Source organism: Pseudomonas sp. Soil_N_39, assembly GCF_057655955.1.
In genome coordinates this window covers 39,202-62,300 of the sequence record NZ_JBDGLI010000013.1, presented here as the reverse complement: position 1 = coordinate 62,300, position 23,099 = coordinate 39,202, and the positions used below count along the sequence as shown (strand labels likewise).

24 protein-coding genes are annotated in these 23,099 nt (G+C 59.3%); 12 read left to right on the top strand and 12 right to left on the bottom strand.

The window, feature by feature from the left end:
- Positions 1–164 precede the first annotated feature (164 nt).
- Positions 165–356 (bottom strand): DUF2188 domain-containing protein, encoded by a 192-nt coding sequence (locus AC3A5O_RS19420; protein ID WP_305470987.1) that lies wholly within the window; start codon positions 354–356, stop codon positions 165–167.
- Between the two features lie 101 nt (positions 357–457).
- Positions 458–1,357, bottom strand: coding sequence for a polysaccharide deacetylase family protein (locus tag AC3A5O_RS19415; RefSeq protein WP_305470985.1), 900 nt, complete (start codon positions 1,355–1,357; stop codon positions 458–460).
- A 238-nt stretch (positions 1,358–1,595) separates the two neighbouring features.
- On the opposite strand from AC3A5O_RS19415, the gene AC3A5O_RS19410 reads away from it, so the two are divergent.
- The 3 genes from AC3A5O_RS19410 (at position 1,596) to AC3A5O_RS19400 (ending at position 2,778) form a co-directional block, all read left to right on the top strand.
- The gene (locus tag AC3A5O_RS19410) at positions 1,596–1,850 is read left to right on the top strand and encodes a DUF6555 family protein (RefSeq protein WP_122564626.1); all 255 of its coding nucleotides are present in this window, start codon (positions 1,596–1,598) and stop codon (positions 1,848–1,850) included.
- Positions 1,851–2,001: 151 nt separating this feature from the next.
- Complete coding sequence (locus AC3A5O_RS19405) at positions 2,002–2,232, top strand: hypothetical protein (RefSeq protein WP_092164357.1); 231 nt, start codon at positions 2,002–2,004, stop codon at positions 2,230–2,232.
- 120 nt (positions 2,233–2,352) lie between these two features.
- Positions 2,353–2,778: a hypothetical protein gene (locus tag AC3A5O_RS19400; protein WP_122564627.1), complete on the top strand. Its 426-nt coding sequence runs from the start codon at positions 2,353–2,355 to the stop codon at positions 2,776–2,778.
- Between the two features lie 33 nt (positions 2,779–2,811).
- Here the strand turns inward: AC3A5O_RS19400 and AC3A5O_RS19395 are convergent, their stop codons facing one another.
- Both AC3A5O_RS19395 and AC3A5O_RS19390 read right to left on the bottom strand, forming a co-directional pair.
- Positions 2,812–3,039 carry a PLD nuclease N-terminal domain-containing protein gene (locus AC3A5O_RS19395; protein ID WP_014338117.1) on the bottom strand — a complete coding sequence of 76 codons (228 nt, stop codon included), beginning with the start codon at positions 3,037–3,039 and terminating at the stop codon, positions 2,812–2,814.
- 76 nt (positions 3,040–3,115) lie between these two features.
- Complete coding sequence (locus AC3A5O_RS19390) at positions 3,116–3,301, bottom strand: hypothetical protein (RefSeq protein WP_305470982.1); 186 nt, start codon at positions 3,299–3,301, stop codon at positions 3,116–3,118.
- Between the two features lie 288 nt (positions 3,302–3,589).
- On the opposite strand from AC3A5O_RS19390, the gene AC3A5O_RS19385 reads away from it, so the two are divergent.
- Positions 3,590–3,952 (top strand): NUDIX hydrolase, encoded by a 363-nt coding sequence (locus AC3A5O_RS19385; protein ID WP_487753579.1) that lies wholly within the window; start codon positions 3,590–3,592, stop codon positions 3,950–3,952.
- Positions 3,953–4,076: 124 nt separating this feature from the next.
- On the opposite strand, the gene AC3A5O_RS19380 is transcribed toward AC3A5O_RS19385, so the two are convergent.
- Both AC3A5O_RS19380 and AC3A5O_RS19375 read right to left on the bottom strand, forming a co-directional pair.
- On the bottom strand, positions 4,077–5,000 hold the full coding sequence (locus tag AC3A5O_RS19380) for a LysR family transcriptional regulator (RefSeq protein WP_305483181.1): 924 nt from the start codon (positions 4,998–5,000) through the stop codon (positions 4,077–4,079).
- Positions 5,001–5,094: 94 nt separating this feature from the next.
- Positions 5,095–6,294, bottom strand: a complete 1,200-nt coding sequence (locus AC3A5O_RS19375; protein ID WP_305481499.1) for an MFS transporter — start codon at positions 6,292–6,294, stop codon at positions 5,095–5,097.
- A 295-nt stretch (positions 6,295–6,589) separates the two neighbouring features.
- On the opposite strand from AC3A5O_RS19375, the gene AC3A5O_RS19370 reads away from it, so the two are divergent.
- The 4 genes from AC3A5O_RS19370 to AC3A5O_RS19355 all read left to right on the top strand — a co-directional run bounded on the left by AC3A5O_RS19370 (position 6,590) and on the right by AC3A5O_RS19355 (position 11,851).
- Entirely contained in the window at positions 6,590–7,870 is a 1,281-nt protein-coding gene (locus AC3A5O_RS19370; RefSeq protein WP_487753578.1) for a cytochrome c, read from the top strand.
- Positions 7,867–8,340, top strand: coding sequence for a (2Fe-2S)-binding protein (locus AC3A5O_RS19365; protein ID WP_305470973.1), 474 nt, complete (start codon positions 7,867–7,869; stop codon positions 8,338–8,340). The genes AC3A5O_RS19370 and AC3A5O_RS19365 overlap by 4 nt, the downstream gene beginning before the upstream one ends.
- Positions 8,337–10,571, top strand: coding sequence for a xanthine dehydrogenase family protein molybdopterin-binding subunit (locus AC3A5O_RS19360; protein WP_487753577.1), 2,235 nt, complete (start codon positions 8,337–8,339; stop codon positions 10,569–10,571). Before AC3A5O_RS19365 ends, AC3A5O_RS19360 begins: the two co-directional genes overlap by 4 nt.
- Positions 10,572–10,738: 167 nt before the next feature.
- A complete protein-coding gene (locus AC3A5O_RS19355; protein ID WP_305492335.1) occupies positions 10,739–11,851 on the top strand; it encodes an alkene reductase in 1,113 nt (370 codons plus the stop codon).
- A gap of 942 nt (positions 11,852–12,793) precedes the next feature.
- Here the strand turns inward: AC3A5O_RS19355 and AC3A5O_RS19350 are convergent.
- From AC3A5O_RS19350 to AC3A5O_RS19340, 3 genes are read right to left on the bottom strand one after another with little or no spacing between them, the layout of a single operon-like run.
- The gene (locus AC3A5O_RS19350; RefSeq protein WP_487753619.1) at positions 12,794–13,564 is read right to left on the bottom strand and encodes a molybdopterin-dependent oxidoreductase; all 771 of its coding nucleotides are present in this window, start codon (positions 13,562–13,564) and stop codon (positions 12,794–12,796) included.
- Positions 13,557–14,201, bottom strand: a complete 645-nt coding sequence (locus tag AC3A5O_RS19345) for a cytochrome b/b6 domain-containing protein (RefSeq protein WP_439653598.1) — start codon at positions 14,199–14,201, stop codon at positions 13,557–13,559. Before AC3A5O_RS19345 ends, AC3A5O_RS19350 begins: the two co-directional genes overlap by 8 nt.
- A 51-nt stretch (positions 14,202–14,252) precedes the next feature.
- Positions 14,253–14,864: a hypothetical protein gene (locus AC3A5O_RS19340; RefSeq protein ID WP_109755454.1), complete on the bottom strand. Its 612-nt coding sequence runs from the start codon at positions 14,862–14,864 to the stop codon at positions 14,253–14,255.
- Between the two features lie 215 nt (positions 14,865–15,079).
- On the opposite strand from AC3A5O_RS19340, the gene AC3A5O_RS19335 reads away from it, so the two are divergent.
- Both AC3A5O_RS19335 and AC3A5O_RS19330 read left to right on the top strand, forming a co-directional pair.
- Complete coding sequence (locus tag AC3A5O_RS19335) at positions 15,080–15,775, top strand: heavy metal response regulator transcription factor (RefSeq protein WP_134924472.1); 696 nt, start codon at positions 15,080–15,082, stop codon at positions 15,773–15,775.
- Positions 15,748–17,142 (top strand): heavy metal sensor histidine kinase, encoded by a 1,395-nt coding sequence (locus AC3A5O_RS19330; RefSeq protein ID WP_487753576.1) that lies wholly within the window; start codon positions 15,748–15,750, stop codon positions 17,140–17,142. The genes AC3A5O_RS19335 and AC3A5O_RS19330 overlap by 28 nt, the downstream gene beginning before the upstream one ends.
- A 58-nt stretch (positions 17,143–17,200) precedes the next feature.
- Here AC3A5O_RS19330 and AC3A5O_RS19325 read toward each other — a convergent pair whose 3' ends face one another.
- Positions 17,201–17,707, bottom strand: coding sequence for a nuclear transport factor 2 family protein (locus tag AC3A5O_RS19325; RefSeq protein WP_305470961.1), 507 nt, complete (start codon positions 17,705–17,707; stop codon positions 17,201–17,203).
- A 79-nt stretch (positions 17,708–17,786) separates the two neighbouring features.
- Positions 17,787–18,545, bottom strand: coding sequence for an SDR family oxidoreductase (locus tag AC3A5O_RS19320; protein WP_305470959.1), 759 nt, complete (start codon positions 18,543–18,545; stop codon positions 17,787–17,789).
- Between the two features lie 222 nt (positions 18,546–18,767).
- On the opposite strand from AC3A5O_RS19320, the gene AC3A5O_RS19315 reads away from it, so the two are divergent.
- On the top strand, positions 18,768–20,225 hold the full coding sequence (locus tag AC3A5O_RS19315) for an MFS transporter (RefSeq protein WP_305470957.1): 1,458 nt from the start codon (positions 18,768–18,770) through the stop codon (positions 20,223–20,225).
- A 1-nt stretch (position 20,226) separates the two neighbouring features.
- Here the strand turns inward: AC3A5O_RS19315 and AC3A5O_RS19310 are convergent, their stop codons facing one another.
- A complete protein-coding gene (locus AC3A5O_RS19310) occupies positions 20,227–21,087 on the bottom strand; it encodes a LysR family transcriptional regulator (RefSeq protein ID WP_305470955.1) in 861 nt (286 codons plus the stop codon).
- A 117-nt stretch (positions 21,088–21,204) separates the two neighbouring features.
- Between AC3A5O_RS19310 and AC3A5O_RS19305 the strand changes: the two genes are divergently transcribed.
- Positions 21,205–23,067, top strand: coding sequence for an NAD(P)-binding domain-containing protein (locus AC3A5O_RS19305; RefSeq protein ID WP_487753575.1), 1,863 nt, complete (start codon positions 21,205–21,207; stop codon positions 23,065–23,067).
- Positions 23,068–23,099 lie beyond the last annotated feature (32 nt).

Below are 23,099 nucleotides of genomic sequence, written 5' to 3'. Positions count from 1 at the left end.
CCTATCGCCATCGCGAGCAAGCTCGCTCCCACAGGGGATCTCTGGTGAGCACACTGTTGAGGCACCCAGGAAAAACTGTTGGAGCGAGCTTGCTCGCGATAGCGGTGTGCCTGTTAGCAAGATTTTGAATGTACTGGCCGCATCGCGAGTAAGCTCGCTCCCACCTATTTCGGACTTCCAGGCCGGCCGCTACGGCTTCTCCGGGTCGGCAACGCAGCCGCGTAGGCCAGCGCTTCCTCGCGGGAAGCAAAGGAGCCCAACCGGTCAGCCTGGGTACAGACTCTCCAAGGGCCGCTGTTTACGCTGAGCACGTCATAACCGTTGATGTGCATTTTCGTCATCATCGCAGTACTCATACTCACCTCCGACTTTAACAAGGGTTCACCGCCTACCATACACGCTGATTGCCCATCGGGACCGACCGGACGTCGCAACACCGACTGCACTCGCGGTGCCTTCAATGGGAATCCGAATCCCACAACCAGTCCCACAGCCCCGGCAAATGGACGGGCTCAGCGCTGTGATCGACCGTCCGGGCCAAGGCCGCTCGCTCCAGTGCCTGGCGGTCATCATAGAACGGCCTGGCGGCGGTCCTCAGACCGGTCGCCTTGGCGCTATCGAGCAGGATCTGCAGGTATTCGCGGGCATGTCGGGCGGTATAACGATTGATGTCGTGAAAGGTCACCACCACCGGGATGACCCCATCCACCGCTGGCAATTGCCCGGCGGCGATGCGCTCGCGCACTTCGGAGAGTTGTCGGGTCAGGTTGATCCGCCGCCGAGGGCTCATCGTAATGCCCCAGACCTTGCCGTCATTTGCGCTCAAGTCGGTCAACAAAATGTGCAGGCCATGTTGTCGATAGGCCGCAGCGGTGCGCCTGTCGAAGCTCCAGAAGGGAGGCCTTACCAGGGACGGTGGCGCGCCAGTCATGGCGGCAATATCACTCCCGCCCTGGGTAAGCGATTGCTCCAGCTCATCAGGGCTCAGGAACCGGTGATTGGTGTGCCAGTAGGTCGCCGTATGAAAGGCCAGCACATGGCCCTCCTGCTGCTCACGATGCATCACCGAGCGGCCAATATCGCTGCCACCGGCCCGTGGCGAGCGGGTCTGCAGAAAAAACACCGCCTTGATGCCGGGCTGTACCGGGTTGTCTGCGAGTGCGTCCAGCACCTCCAGGCTGGGGTTCCAGATAGACGAGGCGCTGGGCCCATCATCGAATGTCAGCAGGAAACGGATTGGGGGTTGTTCGTGCAAGCGTTGTTCGGTTTGCGGCGTCAGTTCGATGGGGGTGCCAATGCAACCCGATAAACCGATGGCGAGGGCTGCTATGAACAGGACCCTGGCGATTTTTTTCATGTTTTGCCTTTAGTTGATGCCGCGTTGCTTCGCCTTTGATCCCTGGCCGACGGTGTTTAAGCCCACCTTGGAGAAGGGTAACCGGGTTTGGTTCCTTGCTGTGAACAATGGCTGTGCGCAAAATTTGCCGCTGCCCCTCGCTTGAGCCTGGTCGGTATTAATGCGACCGTCTGGAAATTCGATGGAATTTTCCGATTGCCTTTGTATCCATCCGTATAGGACTAATTAGGGAGGATTTATGGGCGGGCCATCGCTTTACATCATTGACTACATGCTTCATGGCGAACCCAAGTCATTCATTATTCGCGCAGAAACGATGAATAACTCTGAGGCTTGGCATTGGGCCAGTTGCGACGCGGGGGTCGGGCGCATACCGAAATTCGGCAGGGAGAAGGTCAAGCGGGTTTCCAAGCCCCTTGCGGAAAAATACGGCATTACCGATGTGCGCTGGCGGGCGAGCGTCGCGCCAGCCTGGGTCAAGGAATCCGGCTGACATCACGCGTACCGTTTCCGGCGCGCCGGTTGTCTGACCGGGCGCCGGATTCTTCGACAGATCCGAAATAACTCAACTACGCTTAAACCACAGCATGACCCGCCCCTGGCGGGTTTCGTGCTGCCTCATCAACCCTGAATGGAGGTGTGACATGTCCGAAAAAGAGTCCATCACCACCCTGCTCACCCTGCTGGAATCCCGTCAGGCCCGGCTCACGGCAGCTTGCAAGGAAATCGCCGATTGGGTCGACCACCAAGGCGGTCATCCTACCGCAGTGCGTATCCGCGACCGACTCAACGACATCGAAAAAGACGCTCCGTCGATCCAGAGCGCGTTGACGTCACTCAAGCCCGCTGAGCCACCGCTGCCCAAGTTCCGCTGACACGCTACGTCAGAGGTGTTCCCCTTGAGTTCTACCGGTTGGAAAACCGATGGAACGCGGACATTTTTTGCGCCTCGAAATGGATAGGTACTGGTGCAAAAGCCGCAAAGGGAGAACCACATGAATGCCAGAATCCTGCTATTGATCGCTTGTGCGAGCCCCGCCGCCGTCATGGCCCAAGGCTGCGACGTCATCACCCAGTCCCAGAGCCAGTCGGTTCCGGTAATCGAAAGCCATAGCTGCTACGAATACAAAGGCGTGCCCGCCGAGACCCTGGATTGGTCTTGCAGCAACGAAAGCAAGGGAACACTCAGCACCCAAAAACGTAAAGTCGAGCGTTGTGCCGAGGGATATGTAGCGACCTGCCAAGCCAGGCTGACCCAGGAAGCGTTGGCCAACCCGCGCTCAACCAGCAAAGACAAGCGCGGTGGATCGGCCAACCTTCCCGATAATGCCAAAGTGAACTGGTATTACTACGGTGTCGAGCAGTTGCAGCAGGCCCAGAAAGACTGCGAAAGCACCGGCGGTGAGTGGAAAAACCAATGACGGGCTGGCGCGTGCAGCGCAGTTTTTTCGTTTCTAGCCCTTGCTGTGCTCCGGTGACGACGGCCCCTCCTTGACGCCACGAGGCCCGGCTACGCCCCAGATGACCAGGCCCAACACTGGCAGGATGATCAGCAGCAGCGCCCAACCAGCCTTGGTGCCGGCCGACTTGTCGCTTCGAAAGACGCTGACGATCGCCCACAGGTCCACGAGCAGCAAAAGCACCGCAACAGCGATCCAGAAGTAACTGGCTAATTCAGACATGGCCTAATCCTCTTGTTGGTCCAAGGATTAGGCACAGCCGTTCAGGCGCCGTTCAAAGATTTTTCGCCCATGGCACCTAACTCCGCTCATTCAGATAAGCGACCCACTGCTCATAGGCTTCATGTTGACGCTGGACCGCTTCATCCCAAGTCGATCCGCTCATTTGATGGACACATATGAGCTTCATCATTTCCGCTGTCGCCGTATCGAGCTCCACCAGGAGCTCATGGGATTTGATCTTGAAGTCTTCAACGGTGGTCATATCTCGCTTCCTTCCCCTGGAGGGGCCGGCCAATGCACCCAACATGGATTCATTTTTTTGAAGCTGATTCATTTGAGGCGATAACCGGTCGAAAGCCTAGTGCTGGTGGTCGGAGAGATGGGATAGGGCGATGACTGCCTCAAATAAGCTCGGTCTTTCTCGCGCCGTCGCGGTCGTACTGGATAAGACATTGAGAAAAATCGACAGTTTGAGCAAAGCCAATTGATGTCAGGCTCAAATATTGCAGTTATATTTCAATTTAATGACAGTCACTGATTGAGCACGGCCATGAAAATTCGAGCGACCGTCATTTGCGAGGAAGATCGCCACGTTCTGCTGGTTCGCAAAGCCAACAGCCGCTGGACACTGCCGGGAGGCACCGTCGAGCGCGGAGAAACCCATGCCGAGGCTGCACTCAGGGAGCTGGCTGAAGAAACCGGGCTGGGCGCCGAACATCTGCTGTATCTGATGCGAATTTGCGACGGCGGAACCGAACACCATGTATTCGAAGCGTCGGTCAGCAACTCAAGGGCAGCCAGGCCACAGAATGAAATCAGCGATTGCCTTTGGCACCCACTGGAGGCCATTGCGCAATTGCAGATGAAAAAAGGCACCCGGGAAATTCTCGAGGCGTTTCGGCGGCGGTTGTAACTCACTTTCCGTGATAGACGCCGTGGCGACTCCAGGACACCCATCAAGTCAGCAACCAGGCTTCGCCGGACGGCCAAGGCTTGCATAAAGTACCGACGACTGTGGACAAGTTAGCTGGAAACGGCTACTCAGTTTGCGTGGTACAGGGATTGAGACTGAGGATTTCCTTGAGAAAATCGATAAATACATTGATCCGACTGGACCCACGGTGATTGGGTAAATACAACGCGTTGATGCAAGTGCTGGCACTGCCGGGATTGACCTCGTAATGCTCAAGTAACCGGGTCAGCCGGCCGGCTGCAACATCATCGCGCACCAGCCAGTCAGCCAGCAACGTCACCCCGCCTCCGCCGATGGCAGCTTCGCGCAGGATGTCGGCATTGTTGCTTTGCAGGCGCCCGTGGACGTTGAGCTGAATGGGCGCTTCTTCATTTTGAAAGGTCCAGTGCTGGTGTGTGCCCCCGTAGTCGAAACGCAGGCATTGATGCTCAAGCAAATCCCGTGGGTGACACAGCGCCCCACTCCGGTCCAGATAATCTGGACTGGCCACCACCCACCGTTCGAAATGTCCCACGCGTTTGCTAACAATGTCTTCACTGACCACGGACGATCCCAACCGGACCGAAACATCGATCTGCTCGCTGAGCAGGTCACTGACCTGATCGCTCAGCGACAGACTGATCTCAAGACCCGGATGCCGCTCGAGCAAGCGATTCAGGTGCGGCGCGATAAGACGCCGACCGAACTCCACCGGTACGCTGATGCGCAGACGGCCCTGCGCTTCGCTGCCACGGTCAGCGACTACGGCATCGGCTTCGTCGATAGCCTCGAGAATTGCCACGGCTTTTTCGAAATAGGTCTGGCCGGCAACGGTCACGCTGGTGTTGCGCGTGGTGCGATTGAGCAGGCTCGCGCCAAGCTCGTGTTCCAGCCCAGCCACTTGCCGTGTCACTGACGACGTTGAAATCCCGAGTTTGCGCGCTGCCGAGGAATAGCCCCCGCAACGCACGGTTTCAACAAACATTTTCAGTGCCAGCAACTTGTCCATCAGCGAGGTCCGGTCGAAAGGGAACGCGGATGATTGTGCATCACTGTTCGCCTGTCGTCTTGTACCGCCGTGCTTGAACGCACCCGCCGGGAGTTCAGACATCGGCCTTGCGGCTCAGGAACAACCCGAGCGCGAGCGCTGGCAGTAGCGCCACCGCGACGGCGGACAGGTTCCAGCCGAAATGCTCGTACAGCGGGCTCGCGACCAGAGATCCCACCGCGCCGCCGACGAAAATGCTGGTCATGTACACCGCGTTAAGGCGCGCACGGCTGTGTGGATCGAGGGCGTACACCTCACGCTGGCCGAGCACCATGTTCAATTGCACGGCGAAATCCAGCAGCACCGCACACACCACCAGCCAGATATAGCCACTGCCCGGTAGCGCGGCGATCAACAGCGACACCGGCGCCAGCCACAACGCGACCAACGTGCCACGGCGACCATGTCCGGCATCGGCCAGACGCCCGGCAATCGGCGCCGCAATGGCCCCCACCGCACCGACCAAAGCGAAGATCGCCACTTGTGACTGGGTGAAGCCGTGGTGACGCATCAGTTCAATCGGTGCGAGAGTCCAGAACAGGCTGAAACTGGCAAACAGCAGTCCTTGATACAGCGAGCGCTGACGCAACACCGGATAACGCCGGGCCAAGGCAAACACCGAACCGATCAACGCAGCATACGTGGCTTTATGAGTTGGCAGCCGACGCGGCAGTGCCACCGCGGTAATCAGAGCGATGACCGCCATCAGGGTCGCAGCGCTGTAAAACACCCCGCGCCAGCCGAACACTTCGACCAACAGGCTCGACAGTGGCCGCGACAACAGAATTCCCAACAGCAGACCGCTCATGATGTTGCCGACGACGCGGCCACGGCTGGCCTCGGGCGCCAGGTGCGCCGCCAGTGGCACAAGGATCTGCACGGCCACCGACGTCAGGCCGATCAGCAAAGACAACACCAGGAACATCGATGGCGAATGGGTCAGGCCGGCGCACAACAACGTGACACTCGCCGCGAGGGTGAAGCCGACGACCAGACGGCGGTTTTCCATCAGGTCGGCCAGCGGCACCAGCAACAACAGGCCCAGCGCGTAGCCAAACTGCGTAAGCGAAACGATCAGGCTGGCATTGGTGCTGGACAGCCCGATCTGCGGTGCAATCAGCTCAACGATCGGCTGAGCGTAATAGAGATTGGCCACGACCGCACCACAGCAGAACGCCAGGAACGCGACCATCAGGCCGGAAAGTGACGCCGACTGTTCGGCGTTGGTCGCAACGGCCGGGTTGCCCGTGAGCATGATGACACCTCATTGAGTTCAAGAAAGTGGTGCCAAGGCTACGGCCATGTGTCGATGCGCAGAATCCATGTGGCAGGCAACGCAGTAATGCGTCCCGCGCAACGTCACAGGCATTGCTTCTGGCGCAACGCGCTGTTGCGTGCGCGGCTAATTCTCCAGCGCTGGTGGTTTCTCTACGCTTTGGCCCTTGGCGCAGCCGTCCAGGTCGGCGCCCTTCCCAGGCCGTCACAAGGAGCGTTTTCATGACCCGTATCCCACCCGTTCTGCCATTGCCTGCCGCGTTTTTCTCCGTCCCATGAACAGCCACTTCCTGAAATCCAAAACGCTATGGATCTGCGTGGCGCTGGTCGCCGTGCTCGGCCTGATCAGCGCCGTTTTGCTGATGTGGCGCCCGCCGATTGCGCCCATCGAACGCCCGACAACATTCGATGCCGCGCAGTTGCAACGCGGGGCGCGGGTGGTGGAGGCAGGCGATTGTGCGGTGTGCCATACCCGCCCCGGCGGTGAATATCTGGCCGGCGGGCTGCCGCTGGTGACGCCGTTCGGCACCCTGTTCAGCACCAACATCACCCCGGATGCGCAGACCGGTATTGGCCTGTGGTCAATGCCGGCGTTCGAACGGGCGATGCGTCAGGGTATTGCTCGCGATGGCCACTTCCTCTATCCGGCGTTCCCCTACGTACACTACCGGCGCATGAGCGAAGCAGACATCGCCGACGCCTATGCCTACTTGATGAGCGGTCCCGCCGTGCACGCGCCGGCCAAGCAAAACCAGATGAATTTTCCGATGAACATTCGCCCACTGGTGTCGTTCTGGAACTTGCTGTACCTGCACGGAGAGCCACTGACGCCGGTAGCACAGCGCAACGAGGCGTGGAATCGCGGGCGTTATCTGGTCGACGGCCCGGGCCATTGCGCCGGCTGTCATTCGCCGCTGAACCTGATCGGCGCGGAAAAATCATCGGAATATTTGCAGGGCGGCAGCGTTGACGGCTGGCAAGCGCCAGCGCTGGTCGGTCTGGGCCAACGCGACAACCCGTGGAGTCGCGAGCAACTGGTTGGCTATCTGCGCGCAGACATAGTCGATGGCCACGGTACGCCCGCCGGCCCGATGCGTCCGGTCAGCTTGAGTCTGGCACGCTTGCCAGCCAGCGAAGCCGAAGCGATTGCCGAATTCCTGCTCAGCCTGGAGAGTCCGCACACAGCGACGCAGACGCCGTCGAAGACGCCCGCCAGTGAACCGGCAGGCCATGCGACCGGCGCCCTGCTCTTCAGCGCCGCCTGCGCCGGGTGCCATGGCCCGGCGGCGCCGATGCGCGTAATCGATGGTCGCCCGGGACTGCAAAGCACCTCGGCGCTGCAAGCGGCCAGTCCACGCAACTTCCTCAAAACCGTGCTCGAAGGCTTGTCCGCCACGCCCGGATCGCCCGGCCCGGTGATGCCTGCGTTCGCCGCCAGCCTAGACAACGCGCAACTCGGCGCCCTCGCCGCGTATCTGCGCCAGCAAGCCAGACCCGATCAGCCTTGGGCCGAACTCTCTTCCACTATTGAAGCGTTACGTCAGGAGACGAAATGAGCCAGATCATTCTCAACGTCAACGGAGCCGTCCAACCGCTTGAGCTGGAGCCGGACATGCCACTGCTGTATGCGCTGCGCAATCACTTGAACCTCAACGGCGCCAAGTACGGTTGCGGTCTCGGTCAATGCGGCGCCTGCACGGTGATCGTCGATGATCAGCCGGTGTTCGCCTGCCTGACGCCCTGCGCCGGCCTCGATGGCAAAAAAATCCGCACCGTGGAAAGCCTCGGCAGCGCGGAAAAACCTGGCCCTCTGCAAGCGGCGTTCATCGAGAAACAGGCCGCGCAATGCGGCTACTGCATTGCGGGCATGCTGATGCGCGCGCAAGCGTTGCTTGAACGCAATCGACACCCGGACGAGACCACCATCCGCGAACACATGGCCGGCAACCTGTGCCGCTGCGGTACGCACTTGCGGATCATCGAGGCGATCAAACAGGTGGCCGGGCAAAACGGGAGCCTGACATGAGTGAGTCGAATGGTTTGAACCCGAGTCGGCGCGCCTTCCTGCGCGGCGGTGCGTTGCTGATGGCGTTCACCCTGATGCCGGTGGCGCGGCGCGTTTTGGCTGATACGGAAGTCGATACGCTCGGCACCGTGGTACTCGCCCCCGACCTCCCCGGAAGCCTGCGCACCAACCCCTATCTCGACGCCTGGATCCGCATTGGCGCCGACGGCATTACCGTCTACACCGGTAAGGTCGAATTGGGCACCGGGGTGAAAACCGCACTGCTGCAAATTGCCGCCGAGCGTTTGCAGGTGCCGGCAACATCTATCGACTTGCTCACCGCCGACACTGCGCTGACGCCCAACGAAGGCTACACCGCCGGCAGCCACAGCATTTTCGATAGCGGTACCGCGTTGTATAACGCTGCCGCGCAGGTGCGAGAAATGCTCGTCGATGCCGCTGCGCGCAGTTGGCATGTCGATGGGGCGCTGCTGAGCACCCGCAACGGTACGATCGAAGGCCCAGCCGGTCAGCGGATGAGTTACGCCGAGGCGGTCAAGCATGTCGATTTGCACCAATACGCCAAGGCTCAGTCACCGGCGATGGCCACCGCCGACTTCAAACTGATCGGGCATTCGTTGCCGCGCCTCGACGTCCCGGCGAAAGTCAGCGGCGGCGCGGCATTCGTCCAGGACATGCGCCTGCCGGGCATGCTGCATGCGCGGGTGATCCGCCCTCCGCGTCCGGGCTGCATGCTGCAAGCATTCGATGAAGCGTCTATCGAGGCGCTGGCTGGCGTGGTCAAGGTGATCCGCGACGGAAACTATCTGGCGGTGGTCGCCCGTGATGAGTGGCAAGCGATCAAAGCCATGCGCAGTGCCAGCGAAGTTGCGCAATGGAGCGGCGGCGAGGCGATTCCAGAGGCGGTGGAGATTCATGACCTGCTCAAACGCCTGCCCTCGCGGCGCTATCCGATCAGCAACAACGGCACGCCAAGCGGCGAGGCCGGCACGCGTTTCCAGGCGCGGGTAACCAAGCAATATCTGATGCATGGTTCGATAGGCCCGTCGTGTGCGGTGGCCTGGTTCAAGGACGGCGCTCTCACCGTCTGGACCCACACCCAAGGCGTTTACCCGCTGCGCGCCGGCATTGCCGAAATGCTGCGCCTGCCCTCTGCGCGGGTGCGCTGTATTCATACCGAGGGCTCAGGGTGTTACGGGCACAACGGTGCCGATGATGCCGCCGCCGATGCGGCATTGATTGCCATGCGCGTGCCCGGTATGCCGGTGCGCGTGCAATGGATGCGCGAACAGGAAAATCTTTGGGAGCCCTATAGCTCGGCAATGGTCACTGAGGTCGACGCCGGCCTCACGCAGGGCCGCTTGCAGGACTGGGCCTACGAGCTATGGACCACTCCGCACAACGAACGCATCGTCAACGCCGGACGCCTGTTGCCGGCACGCCTGCTGGCTCAGCCCTACACCTCTGCGCCGTCGGTGCCGATCGCCCAGCCCGAAGGGGATGGTGATCGCAACGCGGTGCCGCTGTACGACCTGAACTCGACGCGCATCAACATGAACTTTGTCACCGAAATGCCCTTTCGCACCTCGGCCATGCGTTCGCTCGGTGCGCATATCAATATATTCGCCATTGAGGCGAGTATCGACGAGTTGGCGATCAAGGCCGGAATCGACCCGGTCGCTTTGCGTCTGACCCATCTGAGCGACCCACGTGCCCGCGCGGTCGTGGAACGTGTACGTGATGCTATCGGCTGGCCGCAAAAAAGCAGCGAGCCCGGCGCAGGCATCGGTTTCGCCTTTGCCCGCTATAAAAACATCATGGGTTACTGCGCCATCGCGGTGAAGCTGCGGGTGCATCCGCAGAGCGGCGAAATCCGCATCGATCATGTGGTCACGGCGGTAGACGTCGGCCAGATCGTCAGTCCCGATGGCCTGCGCAATCAGATCGAGGGCGGAATCGTGCAGTCTGCCAGCTGGACCCTGTACGAAAAAGTCGCTTACGACGCAGGGGGCATTCACAGCTACGACTGGAGCGGTTATCCGATTCTGCGTTTCACCCAACTGCCGAAACAAGTCGATGTGCATTTGCTCGACCAGCCCGGACAACCCTTTCTCGGTGCCGCTGAAATCGTGCAGGGACCGATGGCCGCCGCCCTTGGCAATGCCGTCGCCAATGCGACCGGGCGCCGCTGGCTGAACCTGCCGCTGACCCGCTCGACACAACCAGCCTGAGCCACGCCCGTGTTCATCGGTGATGAGCATGGGCGCCATTGCGTCATGCGCAAAACAGCGTGGCGTCGGTCACGGATTATCACCCTCGCGGCCCCCGGTTAATTTACCTGCACTGATTCGCAGCGCTGCTGCGTTTGAATCCCACTTATTAAAATCTGGAGCTACCCATGACCCGTCGTTTGTTCCAACCCATCGCACTTGGTCCTTACACCCTTGCCCATCGCGTCGCCATGGCGCCATTGACTCGCTCACGCGCCGGCCAACCGGGCGATGTGCCGACGGCGATGAACGCCGAGTACTACCGCCAACGTGCCAGCGCGGCGCTGATCATCACCGAAGCCACACAAATCTCTCGCCAGGCTCAGGGTTACGCGTGGACGCCGGGCATCTACACCCCGGGACAGGTCCAGGGGTGGCGAGAAGTCAGCACCGCGGTGCACGAGGCCGGCGGGTTAATCTTCATGCAACTGTGGCACGTCGGTCGTGTTTCCCATCCCAGCTTTCAACCCGACGCCGGCCTGCCCGTAGCACCTAGCGCTCTGCCGGTGCCCGGCAAGACTTTTATCGTCGATGAAAACGGCAACGGCGTCTGGGGTGATGTACCCGTGCCGCGCGCTCTGGAAACGGCGGAAATCGCAGACATCGTCGAGAACTACCGCCTGGCCGCGCGCAACGCGCTGAATGCGGGCATGGACGGCGTGGAAATTCATGCCGGTAATGGCTACCTGCTCGACCAGTTTCTCAACAGCAACAGCAACCAGCGTGACGATGCCTATGGCGGCAGCGTGGAGAATCGCGCGCGTTTTCTGCTGGAAGTGGTTGCGGCAGTTGCTGAAGAAGTCGGTGCCGAGCGCGTTGGCGTGCGCCTGACGCCGATGGGGCGCTTCATGGGCATGGGCGATGACACCCCAGAGGCGACGTTCGGCCACCTTGTCGAAGCGCTCAACCAATGGGATCTGGCGTACCTCCACTTGGTCGAGCCAGCGATGGTCGGCACAGTCAAGGACGAACATTTCGACCCGCGCTGGGACGCGATCATCGCCCAACTGCGCCACACCTGGAACGGCGTGTTGATACTTGCGGGCGGATATGACGCCGACTCCGCCGAACAAGCGCTGACCTCGGGCCGCGCTGACATCATTGCATTCGGCAGACCATTCCTGGCAAACCCTGATCTGCCGCGTCGGCTTCATGATGGCCTGAGACTCAATACGGCGGACCCGAGCAGCTTTTTTGGAGGCGATCAGCATGGCTACATTGACTATCCATTTCATGCCTGACAAGAACATGCCGTTACGGGTTAATAACTTTTAAGGCGTGCTTAAAGGCTTTAAATCTCGGCGCGAATTGTGGAAAGGTGATAGAGGCGAGCATTGGCGTAGCTGCTTTCTCCGTAGAAATACTGGCCTACGGCGAAAGAGCTATCGAGATCCGTCTGTTTCTAATCCCCCTCCTCTGGATTTGACCGGTCGAGAAGGTAACTCTGGGCTGAAGAGGGCTTGCGACGGCGAAAAATCCGTATGCCAGGCGACCGTAGTGGTGCTCTAACAATTTCAATCGGTAACCAGGTGAGGGTTATCGGGGAAAGAGCCACTGCGGTAGCGAACGCATTCAACCCCTCTTCGCAGATAACGTCAGAAGGGAATTGGCTTTCTTCGCCATTGAAAGTACACACGGTCCGCTCATCAAAGGACTTTGAGTAGGGCCCTCTACCCTCCTCATTTGCGCAGGCCTGTTCGATAACCTCACTGCTAGCCAAAACGTCTCGATCGGGAAAGTTGAAGTCCGCAATATCCAGACCACTGGCTCGCGTACCTGGCACTGATCGACCTGGTCTGCTCGGGATGCTGTCGGCGTTCTTGCGCCATGCCAATAATTGAAGAATGGCTTCTATCTCCGGTCGGCGTGACCCATTCGAGGCCGAATCCGATAACACCTGTGCGCTGGTCGTGTCCGGCTGCTGCACGCCTGACCTGGACTGAGCCTGCAATTGGGAGCGGAAGTCTGCTCCGTTGGTCGTTGCCCGCATCTTGTTTTCTGGAGTCGGCAAGATTGATGTAGCGAGTGGTACTGCAGATATACCGGTCATAGGAACGCCTTGTATCAAGCCTGATGTCATGAGTCGCGCCAGTGTTCCTGGCGTTACTGTGTAGCAACAGGAAGGAGTTGCGCTAACGCGGCCTGTTTCCAATCGGCCGTTCAGTGTCCAGGTTTTTTCCTCATCAGATCCCGCTGAACCAGTTGTATCCCTGGTCTTCCCAATACCCGCCCGGGTTGTCGTTGCTCACGAAAATCTCGACAACATGCTTGGGGTTTTTGAAGCCCAACTTGGTGGGTACTCGAACCCTGAGGGGATAGCCGTACTCGGGCGGCAACGCGACGTCAGCGTAATTCAGCGCCAGCAGTGTCTGCGGGTGCAAGGCCGTCGGCATGTCCAGGCTGGAGTAGTAATGATCAGCACATTTGAAGCCGACAAATTTCGCTGTGGTATCGGCCCCGATGTGTTCCAGGAAGGTTTTGAGCGGTACGCCTCCCCATTGCCCGATCGCGCTCCAGCCCTCGACACAGATCAGCCGGGTGATATCGCTACGTTGCGGCAGTTTGCGCAAGCTTTCGAGTGTCCATGGAGCCTTGTCCCTGACCCGGCCGGAGACGGCGAGCGAGTAACTTGCCAAGTCCACCTCCGGGATGTCGTCCTGACCATAGAATGCGTTGAACGGAAATGGCGTGGTGATCTGCGCGCTGGTGAAGGTCGGCGCCAGTTTATGTCCGCTGAACAGCCAGGCCTGGACCCGATCGTTCCAGCGCGACATGGCCCAAAGGACCTTGTCGACCTGATCGCCGTCCTGCAGGTTACAACCGGTCAGCATCGACATCGCACCCACGGTCAAGCCGGCACGAAGAAAATGGCGGCGCTGAATGTTCTCAAGTTCAAGCTGTTGCGCAGGCTCGAGCCTGACGCGCTGAAGAGTTTTTTTTCTGGGTTCAGTCATGGCCATTTTTCCCGGTATCAAGAGACCGCACTCCACCCGTAATCATTGGCAGCAGGGTTTTCGGTACCAAAATCACCAAGGCCAGATGAATCACGACGAATGCAGCAATCATCGCCATCGCCCCGAAATGTACATAACGAGCAACGTCATAGCCGCCCAGTAGCGCGACCAACTCTTGCAGTTGAATGGGTTTCCAGATCGCCACACCCGAGATGACGACGAGCACGCCTGCCGCCAGCACCATCCAGTACATCAGGCGCTGTACTGCGTTATAGACACCCTTTTCATGCACCAGCCGAAAGCGCAAAGCATCCGTCAAATCATGCTTCAACGCGGCAAGCCCGATGGGCAGCAACTCGCGTTTGAAGTGGCGACTGACGACCCCATACACCACATAGATCGCGCCATTGACCAGCAGCAGCCACATGAATGCGAAATGCCAGGCCAGCGCTCCGCCCAGCCATCCGCCCACGGTAACCGCCACCGGAAACCTGAAGCCGAACAGCGGCGAGGCGTTGTAAATGGCCCAGCCGCTCATGAACATGCAGACCATGCAGGCGGCGTTGAGCCAGTGGGTGAGGCGAATCGGCCAGGGATGAAGCTTTTTCTGTCTCACGTGTTTCCCCTTCGAAGCCATCCATGTAGCGGAGCGTTGCCAGACGACAGCGCCCCAGCCTTTTTCAGGTGATTACATCGGTGGTTGGAAGCCATCCTTGCCGACCGCAATGCCGCGTGCGGTGGTGCCATCTGCGGCGGGGAACACGACAATTTTCGTACCTTTGACCAGTTCATCGGCTTTGCCTGGCTCGACGTAGGCGATTGGCACATCATCCGGTACGACGATTTGTTTCTCGCCGCCCTTGTAGTTGACGGTCAATGTGCGGCCGTCAGCTTTGGACAATTTGCCCACGGTACCGTTGGTCATGGTGCCTGTGCTGCCATCCGCGTTCTGCCAGCCGTAATGACCTTCGCCGCTGCCCTTGAGGCTGGCGTCGAATACTGTGACCTCCAGCGCCTTCAATGTTCCGTTGGCCTGCGGGATGGCCGCCGAGCCAATGAAGCTGTCGGATTTGATCGAGTCGATATTGGCCTTCGATACCCGGTTGATACCGGTCTTGTCTGTCAGTCCGATAGTCTGCTGGGCGCCGGAGCGGACAGTGAATGTCAGCGTGTTGTTGCTGACGCTCTCCACCGTACCGCGCAACGGTTTGATGACCGGCATGTCGGCCGCGGTGGCAATGACGGCAGCACTGAGCATCAACAAACCGAATGTGGTAGACAAGGCGTGTTTGAGTTGCATGGCGACGATTCCTCATGGGTTGATGTGCCGCCATCCTCGACCGCAGACCGGGACGTCACGATGACCGCCGAATGACATTTTTGTCATTCGCCAGCCCTGCCTTTGAATGACAGAAATGTAACCGACTGTGCCGCCTCATCTCGTTACACTGCACAGCCGAGATACCCGTGTCGCGGAATGAATCCTGCAATGAAGAGACCCGAGCGCGCCTCACGATGCATATCCTGCTGATCGAAGATGACACCAAAACAGGTGAGTACCTCAAAAAGGGGCTCGGCGAGTCCGGTTATAACGTCGACTGGACCCAGCATGGTGCCGACGGCCTGCACATGGCCTTGCATACGACCTATGACCTGATCGTGCTGGACGTGATGTTGCCCGGGATCGACGGGTTTCAGATCATCGAGCTCTTGCGCGCCAGACAAGACGTACCCGTGCTGTTCCTCTCCGCGCGCGACCAGTTGCAAGACCGCATTCGCGGTCTGGAACTGGGCGCCGATGATTACCTGGTCAAACCTTTTTCGTTTACCGAACTGCTGTTACGCATCCGCACCATTTTGCGTCGCGGTGTAGTGCGCGAAGCCGACCATTTTCACCTCGCCGACCTGGAGCTGGATCTGGTCCGGCGCCGCGTTACACGCCAACAGCAGGTGATTGTGCTGACCAACAAGGAGTTCGCCCTGCTGCATCTGTTTCTACGTCGGGCAGGTGATGTGCTGTCCAGGACACAGATCGCTTCGGAAGTCTGGGACATGAATTTCGACAGCGATACCAACGTGGTGGACGTAGCGGTCAAGCGCCTGCGCAACAAGGTCGACCAGCCCTACCCGATCAAGCTGATCCATACCATTCGCGGTATTGGCTATGTCTGCGAGGTGAGGCCATGCGGTCCCGACGCCAACCCTCTCTGACCCTGCGATCGACCGTGGCATTTTCCATGGTAGCGATGCTGGCCGTGGCCGGTGCAGGCGTTTATCTGTATCAGACGATGAAAGCCTCGGTATTGGTATACAGCGATCATGCGGTCATGGGCCGTCTGGAGCATTTCCGCAAGCTGCTGCACTACGAGCTCGCCATCGAAAAGCTGCGCGACAGCCCCCAGATTTTCAAGAACATGCTCGACAGTGAAGACGACATCTTCATCATTGAAGAGCCGGGGCAGCCACCGGTAATCCAGGTCAACCCACTCAACGTCACGCTGCCTGAACTGCCGGTGATCGGCCAGGATACAAAGCTGAGCGTCAGTGACCTGCGCAGCGGCGTGACCGATTCGGGGACAATGCTGCGCGCCGCGACCGTCGTCACGACGTCGGGTGGACGTGAAGTCCGACTGACCGCCGCGCACCTCATGGGCAAGGAAATGGCTATGCTCGCGGCGTATCGCGAGCGTATCTATCTGGCCGTTGCCCTTGCCTTTCTGGCAACCGCGTTGCTGGGTTACCTGGTACTGCGTCGAGGGCTGCGCCCGCTGCGCAAAATGGCCGCCCATGCGGCAGCCATAACGCCCGAGCGTCTGCACAGCCGCATGGACAGCGCCGATACGCCGGTTGAACTGCAACAGCTGAGTGACGCCTATAACGCGATGCTCGATCGCCTTGCCCAGGGTTATCAGCGGTTGACGCAGTTTTCCGCCGACCTTGCCCATGAAATCCGCACGCCGGTGGGATCGCTGATGGGGCATTGCCAGGTCGCCCTTCGCCAACGCCGCAGCGAGGATGACTATCAGGCACTGATCGCTTCGAACCTTGAGGAGCTCGAACGGATCTCGCGCATCGTCGAAAGCATTCTGTTCCTTGCGCGCGCCGATGAAGCGCAAGCAGTGGTAGAGCGCCAGCAACTGTCGCTGCATGACGAATCACAGCGCATTGCCGAATATTTTGAAGGATTGGCCGAAGAGCGGCAAATGAGCTTCCAGATAACAGGCGATGGCAACGTGCTCGCCGACCCCTTGCTGCTGCGCAGAGCCTTGAGCAACCTAGTGGCGAATGCAATTCGCTATGCCTACGAGGGCACAGAGATTCTGATGCGGGTGACGCAAACCAACGGCGGTGCCCGGATTGAGGTCGAGAACCAAGGGCCTGTGCTGAGCGATGAAACCCTGGGCAAACTCTTCGACCGCTTTTACCGCGGCGATGCGTCTCGCCACCAGAACTCCGACTCCTACGGCCTTGGCCTCGCCATCGTCGTGGCAATCATGCAGCTGCATGGGGGGCACGTACGTGTCAAACAGCCGAAACCCGGAACTATCCGTTTTTCGCTGTCATTCCCAGCAGCTTGAACGACATCAGCGGGCAGCGTTTGTCGTTCGCGCCTTCACTGAACATCATGCAAGCACGTTATCCCTTTGAAAGCGTGCTCCGGCTCTGATGTTGCTCCACTGCGTACTTTTCATCACCCGATATGGGTACCCAATCTTTCAACGGTGTCAGGAAATGCAGTTCAAAACGACGTGACAAGAACGCCCATTTTCCGTCCCGACGTTCAAACCTGTCATGGTACAACCCGCTGACTTGCACCGGGCCTTTTTCAATGTCATGGAACAGGCAATCCGCAGCCACCGTACCCACCGCGCTGTCACCCTCGATTTGGAGCAGCGGGTTGGCCATCCAGTGATGCATATGTGGCATCCGACGCCAGCTGTTTTGCGCCATCGCCAGGATTTCGTCACGGTTTCCGGCCTGGCCGAAACCCGGTAGATCGAGTGTCGATTCTTCGTGCCAGATCGCGCTCAGAAGCGACACGTCGATGCGGTCGAAGGCATTGGCGTAGGCGCTGATCAACGACTCGATGGCGGCGCGACTTTCCAGGGCGTCCAGTCGGGTGGTCAGTTCTTCAATGTTCATGATGAGGTGTCCTGCTGAAGCTTCGCAAAAGCGACGAAGGCAACCCTCTGCGAGGGCTGCGTTACGGTTGAGCGAGTGTTCAGATCTGCGACAGGCCGCCGTCGACCATCAGCTCCACACCGTTGACATATTTCGCATCGGCGGATGCAAGGAACAGCGCCGACGAGGCGATTTCTTCTGGCTGGGCCATATACCCCAGCGGCGTGATCCGCTCGACATGTTGGCGCAGCGCGACAATGTCGCTTTCACTCATCTTCAAGCCGTTATCCATCAGAGGGGTACGGGTGAAGCCAGGGCTCAGGACATTCGCTCGAATCTTGCGACCTTTGAGTTCGTTGGCCCAAGTCCTTGCGAAGGATCGCACTGCAGCCTTGGATGCGTTGTAGAGGCTCAGCCCTTCCATCCCATTGCTGGAGCAGATAGAAGCCGTCAACACGATCGAAGCACCATTTTTCAGCAAAGGCATCAACGTCTGCACAGTAAAAAAGACGCCCTTCACGTTAGTGTCAAACATGTTGAAGTAAGCCGCCTCAGTGGTCTCGCCCAGCGGGTTTTTTTCGCAAATACCCGCGTTGGCAAACACTGAGTCCAACTGATCGTTGCGGGCCTCAATCGTCGCCTTGAGCTTATCGAGATCAGCCTGGCGCGCGACATCGGAAATGACCGCGACCGCTCTATCGCCGAGCTTGGCCACCGCCGCTTCCAGCGTGGCTGCAGAACGCCCAGTGATGTAGACGCGTTTCGCCCCCTCGGCAATCAAGCCCTGCGCAATCGCAAATCCGATCCCGGTGGATGCGCCGGTGACGACTGCAACCTGATTAGCGAATTTACCTGACATATCTGACTCCTCAGTCTCGGTTGTGTGGCTCGACTGAAACCACAGTGCGGCCATTTTGAGAGGAGTCAGGAGCTGAGCGGCACTGCCATAAATGAACATTGGCCGTTCAATTATGTGAGGCGTAAGCGAAGGTTTGATCGTTTAGATTGGAGCCAGCTGATTCAGAGCATGACCCGCAATCGAGAATATTCTGGGACCGAATGGTGTCAGACAGGAGACCTTATGCTTCAGAAAAAAGTCGCCCCATCCGAACCGCGGCGCTGGCTGATGTTCGCCATCTTATTGGTCGGTGCGTTTTTACCGCCGCTGGATTTTTTCATCGTGAACGTAGCGCTGCCCTCGATTCAGCAATCGTTGGGCACGGCCTCCTCCGCCGAACAGTTGATCATCTCCTCGTATGCGGCGCTTTATGCCGTGACACTGATTACCGGCGGACGGCTTGGTGATATCTATGGTCGCATGAGGATGTTTTTCCTTGGCCTGGTTGGTTTCGCAGTTGCCTCACTGATCTGCGGCATCGCCGATTCCCCCTGGGTGTTGATCGCCGGACGCTCGCTGCAAGGCGTGACGGCAGCCATCATGGCACCTCAGGCACTCGCCTCAGTGCAGGCAATATTCCCCGAGTCCGAAAAACCCTTGGCGCTAAGCCTGTATGGCGCGGTCTTTGGCCTGGCGTCGGTGGTCGGCCAGGCACTTGGCGGGATATTGATATCGCTCAACCTGATGGATTTGGGCTGGCGGGCGATATTCCTGGTGAATCTACCGATTGCGTTGCTGGTCATTCTGATCGCCATTCCGGTGGTCAAGGAAACCCGCGCACCACAGACAAGCAAGCTGGATCTGGGCGGAACGCTGTTGTCGATGGTGACGCTTGCGGCTCTGATCGTTCCACTGATCGAGGGGCGTGAAGCGGGCTGGCCTTTGTGGGCCTGGCTGTCGCTTGCAGCGGTGCCGCTGCTGGCCTGGTTGTTCTGGCGCTACGAAGCCCGTTTGCATCAGGCGCAAGGCGCACCGTTGCTTAATCCTGCCGCACTGCGCGCGCCTGGGCTGGGCCGGGCCTTGCTCGTCGCCCTGACCTTTTACGCGATCGGCGTGTTTTTCTTGCTGTTTTCCATTTATCTACAGGGAGCGCTGCATACGAGCCCACTCAATGCAGGCCTCGTCTTCCTTCCTTTCGGCGCGGGATTTTTGCTGGGACCGCTCTCCACCCCTCAATTCAGGCGTTTTCTGGGCGCGTACGTCAATCCGGTCGGGATGGGGCTTGAAGTGTTGGGATTCGTGCTCCTGGCCTGGCTCGTGGCGCACACACCGATGGCCGTCACGCCTCCTGCGCTGCCCCTTGCCGTCCTTCTGTTTCTGATCGGTTTCGGACAAGGACTGGCCCTTCCGACATTGATGCGCATGATCACAGGACGTGTGGCGCCGGCGTACTCCGGCATGATTGCGGGCATTACCAGTTCCACCCTGCAAATCAGCACGTCACTGAGCGTGGCGATAATAGGCGGCATTTTCTACACCCTTCTGGGCACGGATACAGACGCGGCTGCCATCACCCACGCCTTCACCGTTTCCATACTCTGCATCGCGGCATGCCTGGCCTTGGGCGCGGGACTCAGCCTTACCCTGGCGCGCCAACCTGCTGCGCAATTGCAAACGGCAGCCATGCGCCCGGCAGAATGAGTCAACGGCCCTCCTGCGAGCCGATCATGCTCGAGGCAAGGTCGGCAAGGGCACGAAGGCTGTCCATCTGCCGCATGTCCTGGTGGTAACCCATCCATATGTCGCGACCCGGTGGCGGTTCATGCGGATCAATCAGCCGCAACGCCGTTAACTGGTCGCCCAGGACGCGGGGCAATACGGCGACACCCTGCCCTTGCGCGCACATTTGCGCCTGGACTGTGCGGCTGCTACTGGTGAACACAGTACGGGCCAGAGGGTAACGCCGCTGCAGCCACTGCACATCGGGATAATGAGACTGGGCAATACTCATGGTAATCAAACAAACCCCGTCACCCTGTGGCTCGGGGTCAGGAGATCCGACGGCGGCGTATAACCCATAGCTCAGGGTAGTCAGCTTGCGGTGAACGATATCGGGTTCGGTGAAAGGAACGATCCGAAACGCAATGTCGGCGTCGCGACGAGCAAGGTCAAACAATCGATGCCCCGCGATGACCTCGGGCACGATCAGCGGATAACGTCGCCCCAGTTCGTTCAGGACCGGGGCGAGCACATAACAGGCGAACCAGTCAGCGGAAGAAATGCGCAACACACCTTCTGGCTGTGCGCTGTCCCCCGCAAGGCGCCTTTCGATGGCCAACGCACTTTGCTCCATTTCCTGCGCCAGGCTGAGCAGCTTCTCTCCGCTGTCGGTCAGTACCAGGCCTTGGGTGGTACGAAGAAAAATGGGCTGGCCACTGGACTGTTCAAGCACCTGCAAGCGCCGCCCCACGGTCGGATGGCTAACACCCAACTGCTTGGCGGCAGCGCCCAATGACCCGCTTCGGGCAATCGCGAGAAAGACCCGCACGTCACTCCAGTCCATGCTCTACCCCGAACAAAAATGAACAGTGAGAGTGCAGCAATGGCAGTGCCGTAGCAATCCCAGGCCCGACATACTTGTCTCCATTCACCTTCATCGAACACCAACCGGAGACTGCGAATGAAGATTGGCTTTATCGGTGTGGGAAGCATGGGCAGAGCGATCATTCCATTGCTCGTCCGGGATGGCCATCAGCTCTCGGCATGGAATCGCAGTCACGCGGCGATCATGGATCTCGAAGGCGTCAGCGTTCTCGAATCGCCGGCCTCGGCATTTCAGCAAGAGGTCGTTATCAGCATGCTTGCCGATGATGCTGCCGTCAGGGAGGTGCTACTGTCCGGCGCAGCTCTGGAACATGCAGACAAGGCTTGCGTGCATGTCGTGATGTCGACCTTGTCGCCTTCGCTCATGGTGGAGTTGCAGCGCGTACATGATGCAATCGGCATTGCATTGATCGCGGCACCGGTCTTCGGCGTGCCCGCCGTGGCGGCGAACGGCGAGTTGAATATCCTGGCGGCCGGATCGCAGGCAGCTGTCTCGACGGTTCAACCGCTGTTTGACCTGCTCGGGAAAAAGACCTGGTATTTGGGCGATCAACCTGATCACGCGTGTATCGCAAAAATCGCCGGCAACATGATGATCACTCAAGCCATCCAGTCGCTGGGCGAAGCAAGCGGACTCGTCCAACGCCACGGACTGAGCCCTTCGATTTTCATCAACTTCATGACCCAGACGCTGTTCGCCTGCCCCAGTTATCAACGGTATGGGCAGAACATCATCAACAGCAGCTTTGAGCCGGGCTTCAAACTGTCTCTTGGTCTCAAGGATATAAATCTGGCTATTGATACGGGCCGTCTCAAGGACCTGGAACTGCCTGCGGCGGCGGCTGTGCGATCAAAAATGACGTCGGCGGTGGCCCGGGGGTATGGCGACAAGGACTGGTCGGCTTTCGCTACGCAGACCGCTACCCATTCAACCGATCATTCCGAGCAACCCTGGCGAACCGCACCGGTAAAACGCTCGCGGCGTGGCAACTTCTGGGTGACCGGAGCGCGCATTACCCAGAACGGTAAAAGCTTCCAGAAAGGTCCGATGTACGTAGCCTGGGAATCCCCCGAGCACATCACTCGACCCTATCCCGTGGTGCTGGTGCACGGTGGCACGCTGCAGGGCACCGAATGGCTGGATACCCCCGATGGTCGTCCGGGCTGGGCCCAGCGGTTCGTCGAAGCGGGCTTCGTAGTCTTTCGCGTCGACCGTCCGGGTCACGGGCGATCGCCCTATCATCCCGACATCATGGGCCCGATGGGGCCGGCGTTTTCCTATGAGCGCGCCCGCGAAGTGTACTTTCCAGAGGGAGGCGGAGAAACGCAATGGCCGTTTGAGCCGGATGACGAAGCAGCGTTTGACGCCTTCATTGCAGCTTACGGCCCCATGCCGGCTGACCTTGCGGCCTCGCAGACTCTCGACGCGGATCGACTGGCCGAACTGCTCGACAGAATCGGCAAGGCCATCATCGTTACACACTCCGCTTCCGGGCCCAGTGGCTGGTTGGTCGCCGATCGTCGACCCGACCTGATCGCAGGGATTGTGGCGGTGGAGCCTATGGGTCCGGTATTTGGCCACACGCCGGGTATAGGCAGCCTCGACTGGGGACTGACCGCCGCCCCTCTGACCTTCGATCCGCCTCGCAAAACGCCGGAGCAAGTCCGCACAGCAGAACCATCAACCCTGAAAATTCCCGGATTGCAGGGTGTTCCGGTAGCGCTGGTGACAGGCGAGACATCAGCCTTTGCTTCTTACGCATCCAGCATCGTCCCTTTCCTGCGAAATGCCGGTGCCAACATTCACCACCTGGATCTACCGGCACTGGGTATACACGGCAACGGCCACGGACTGATCTATGAACGCAATTCAGATTCGGCTTTAAAGGTAGTCACGCAGTGGCTGGAAAAATCGTTGAGCATGCCCGATCCCGCGTAAAGCGCCTGCTCAGGTTCTCCATCCAATCATGA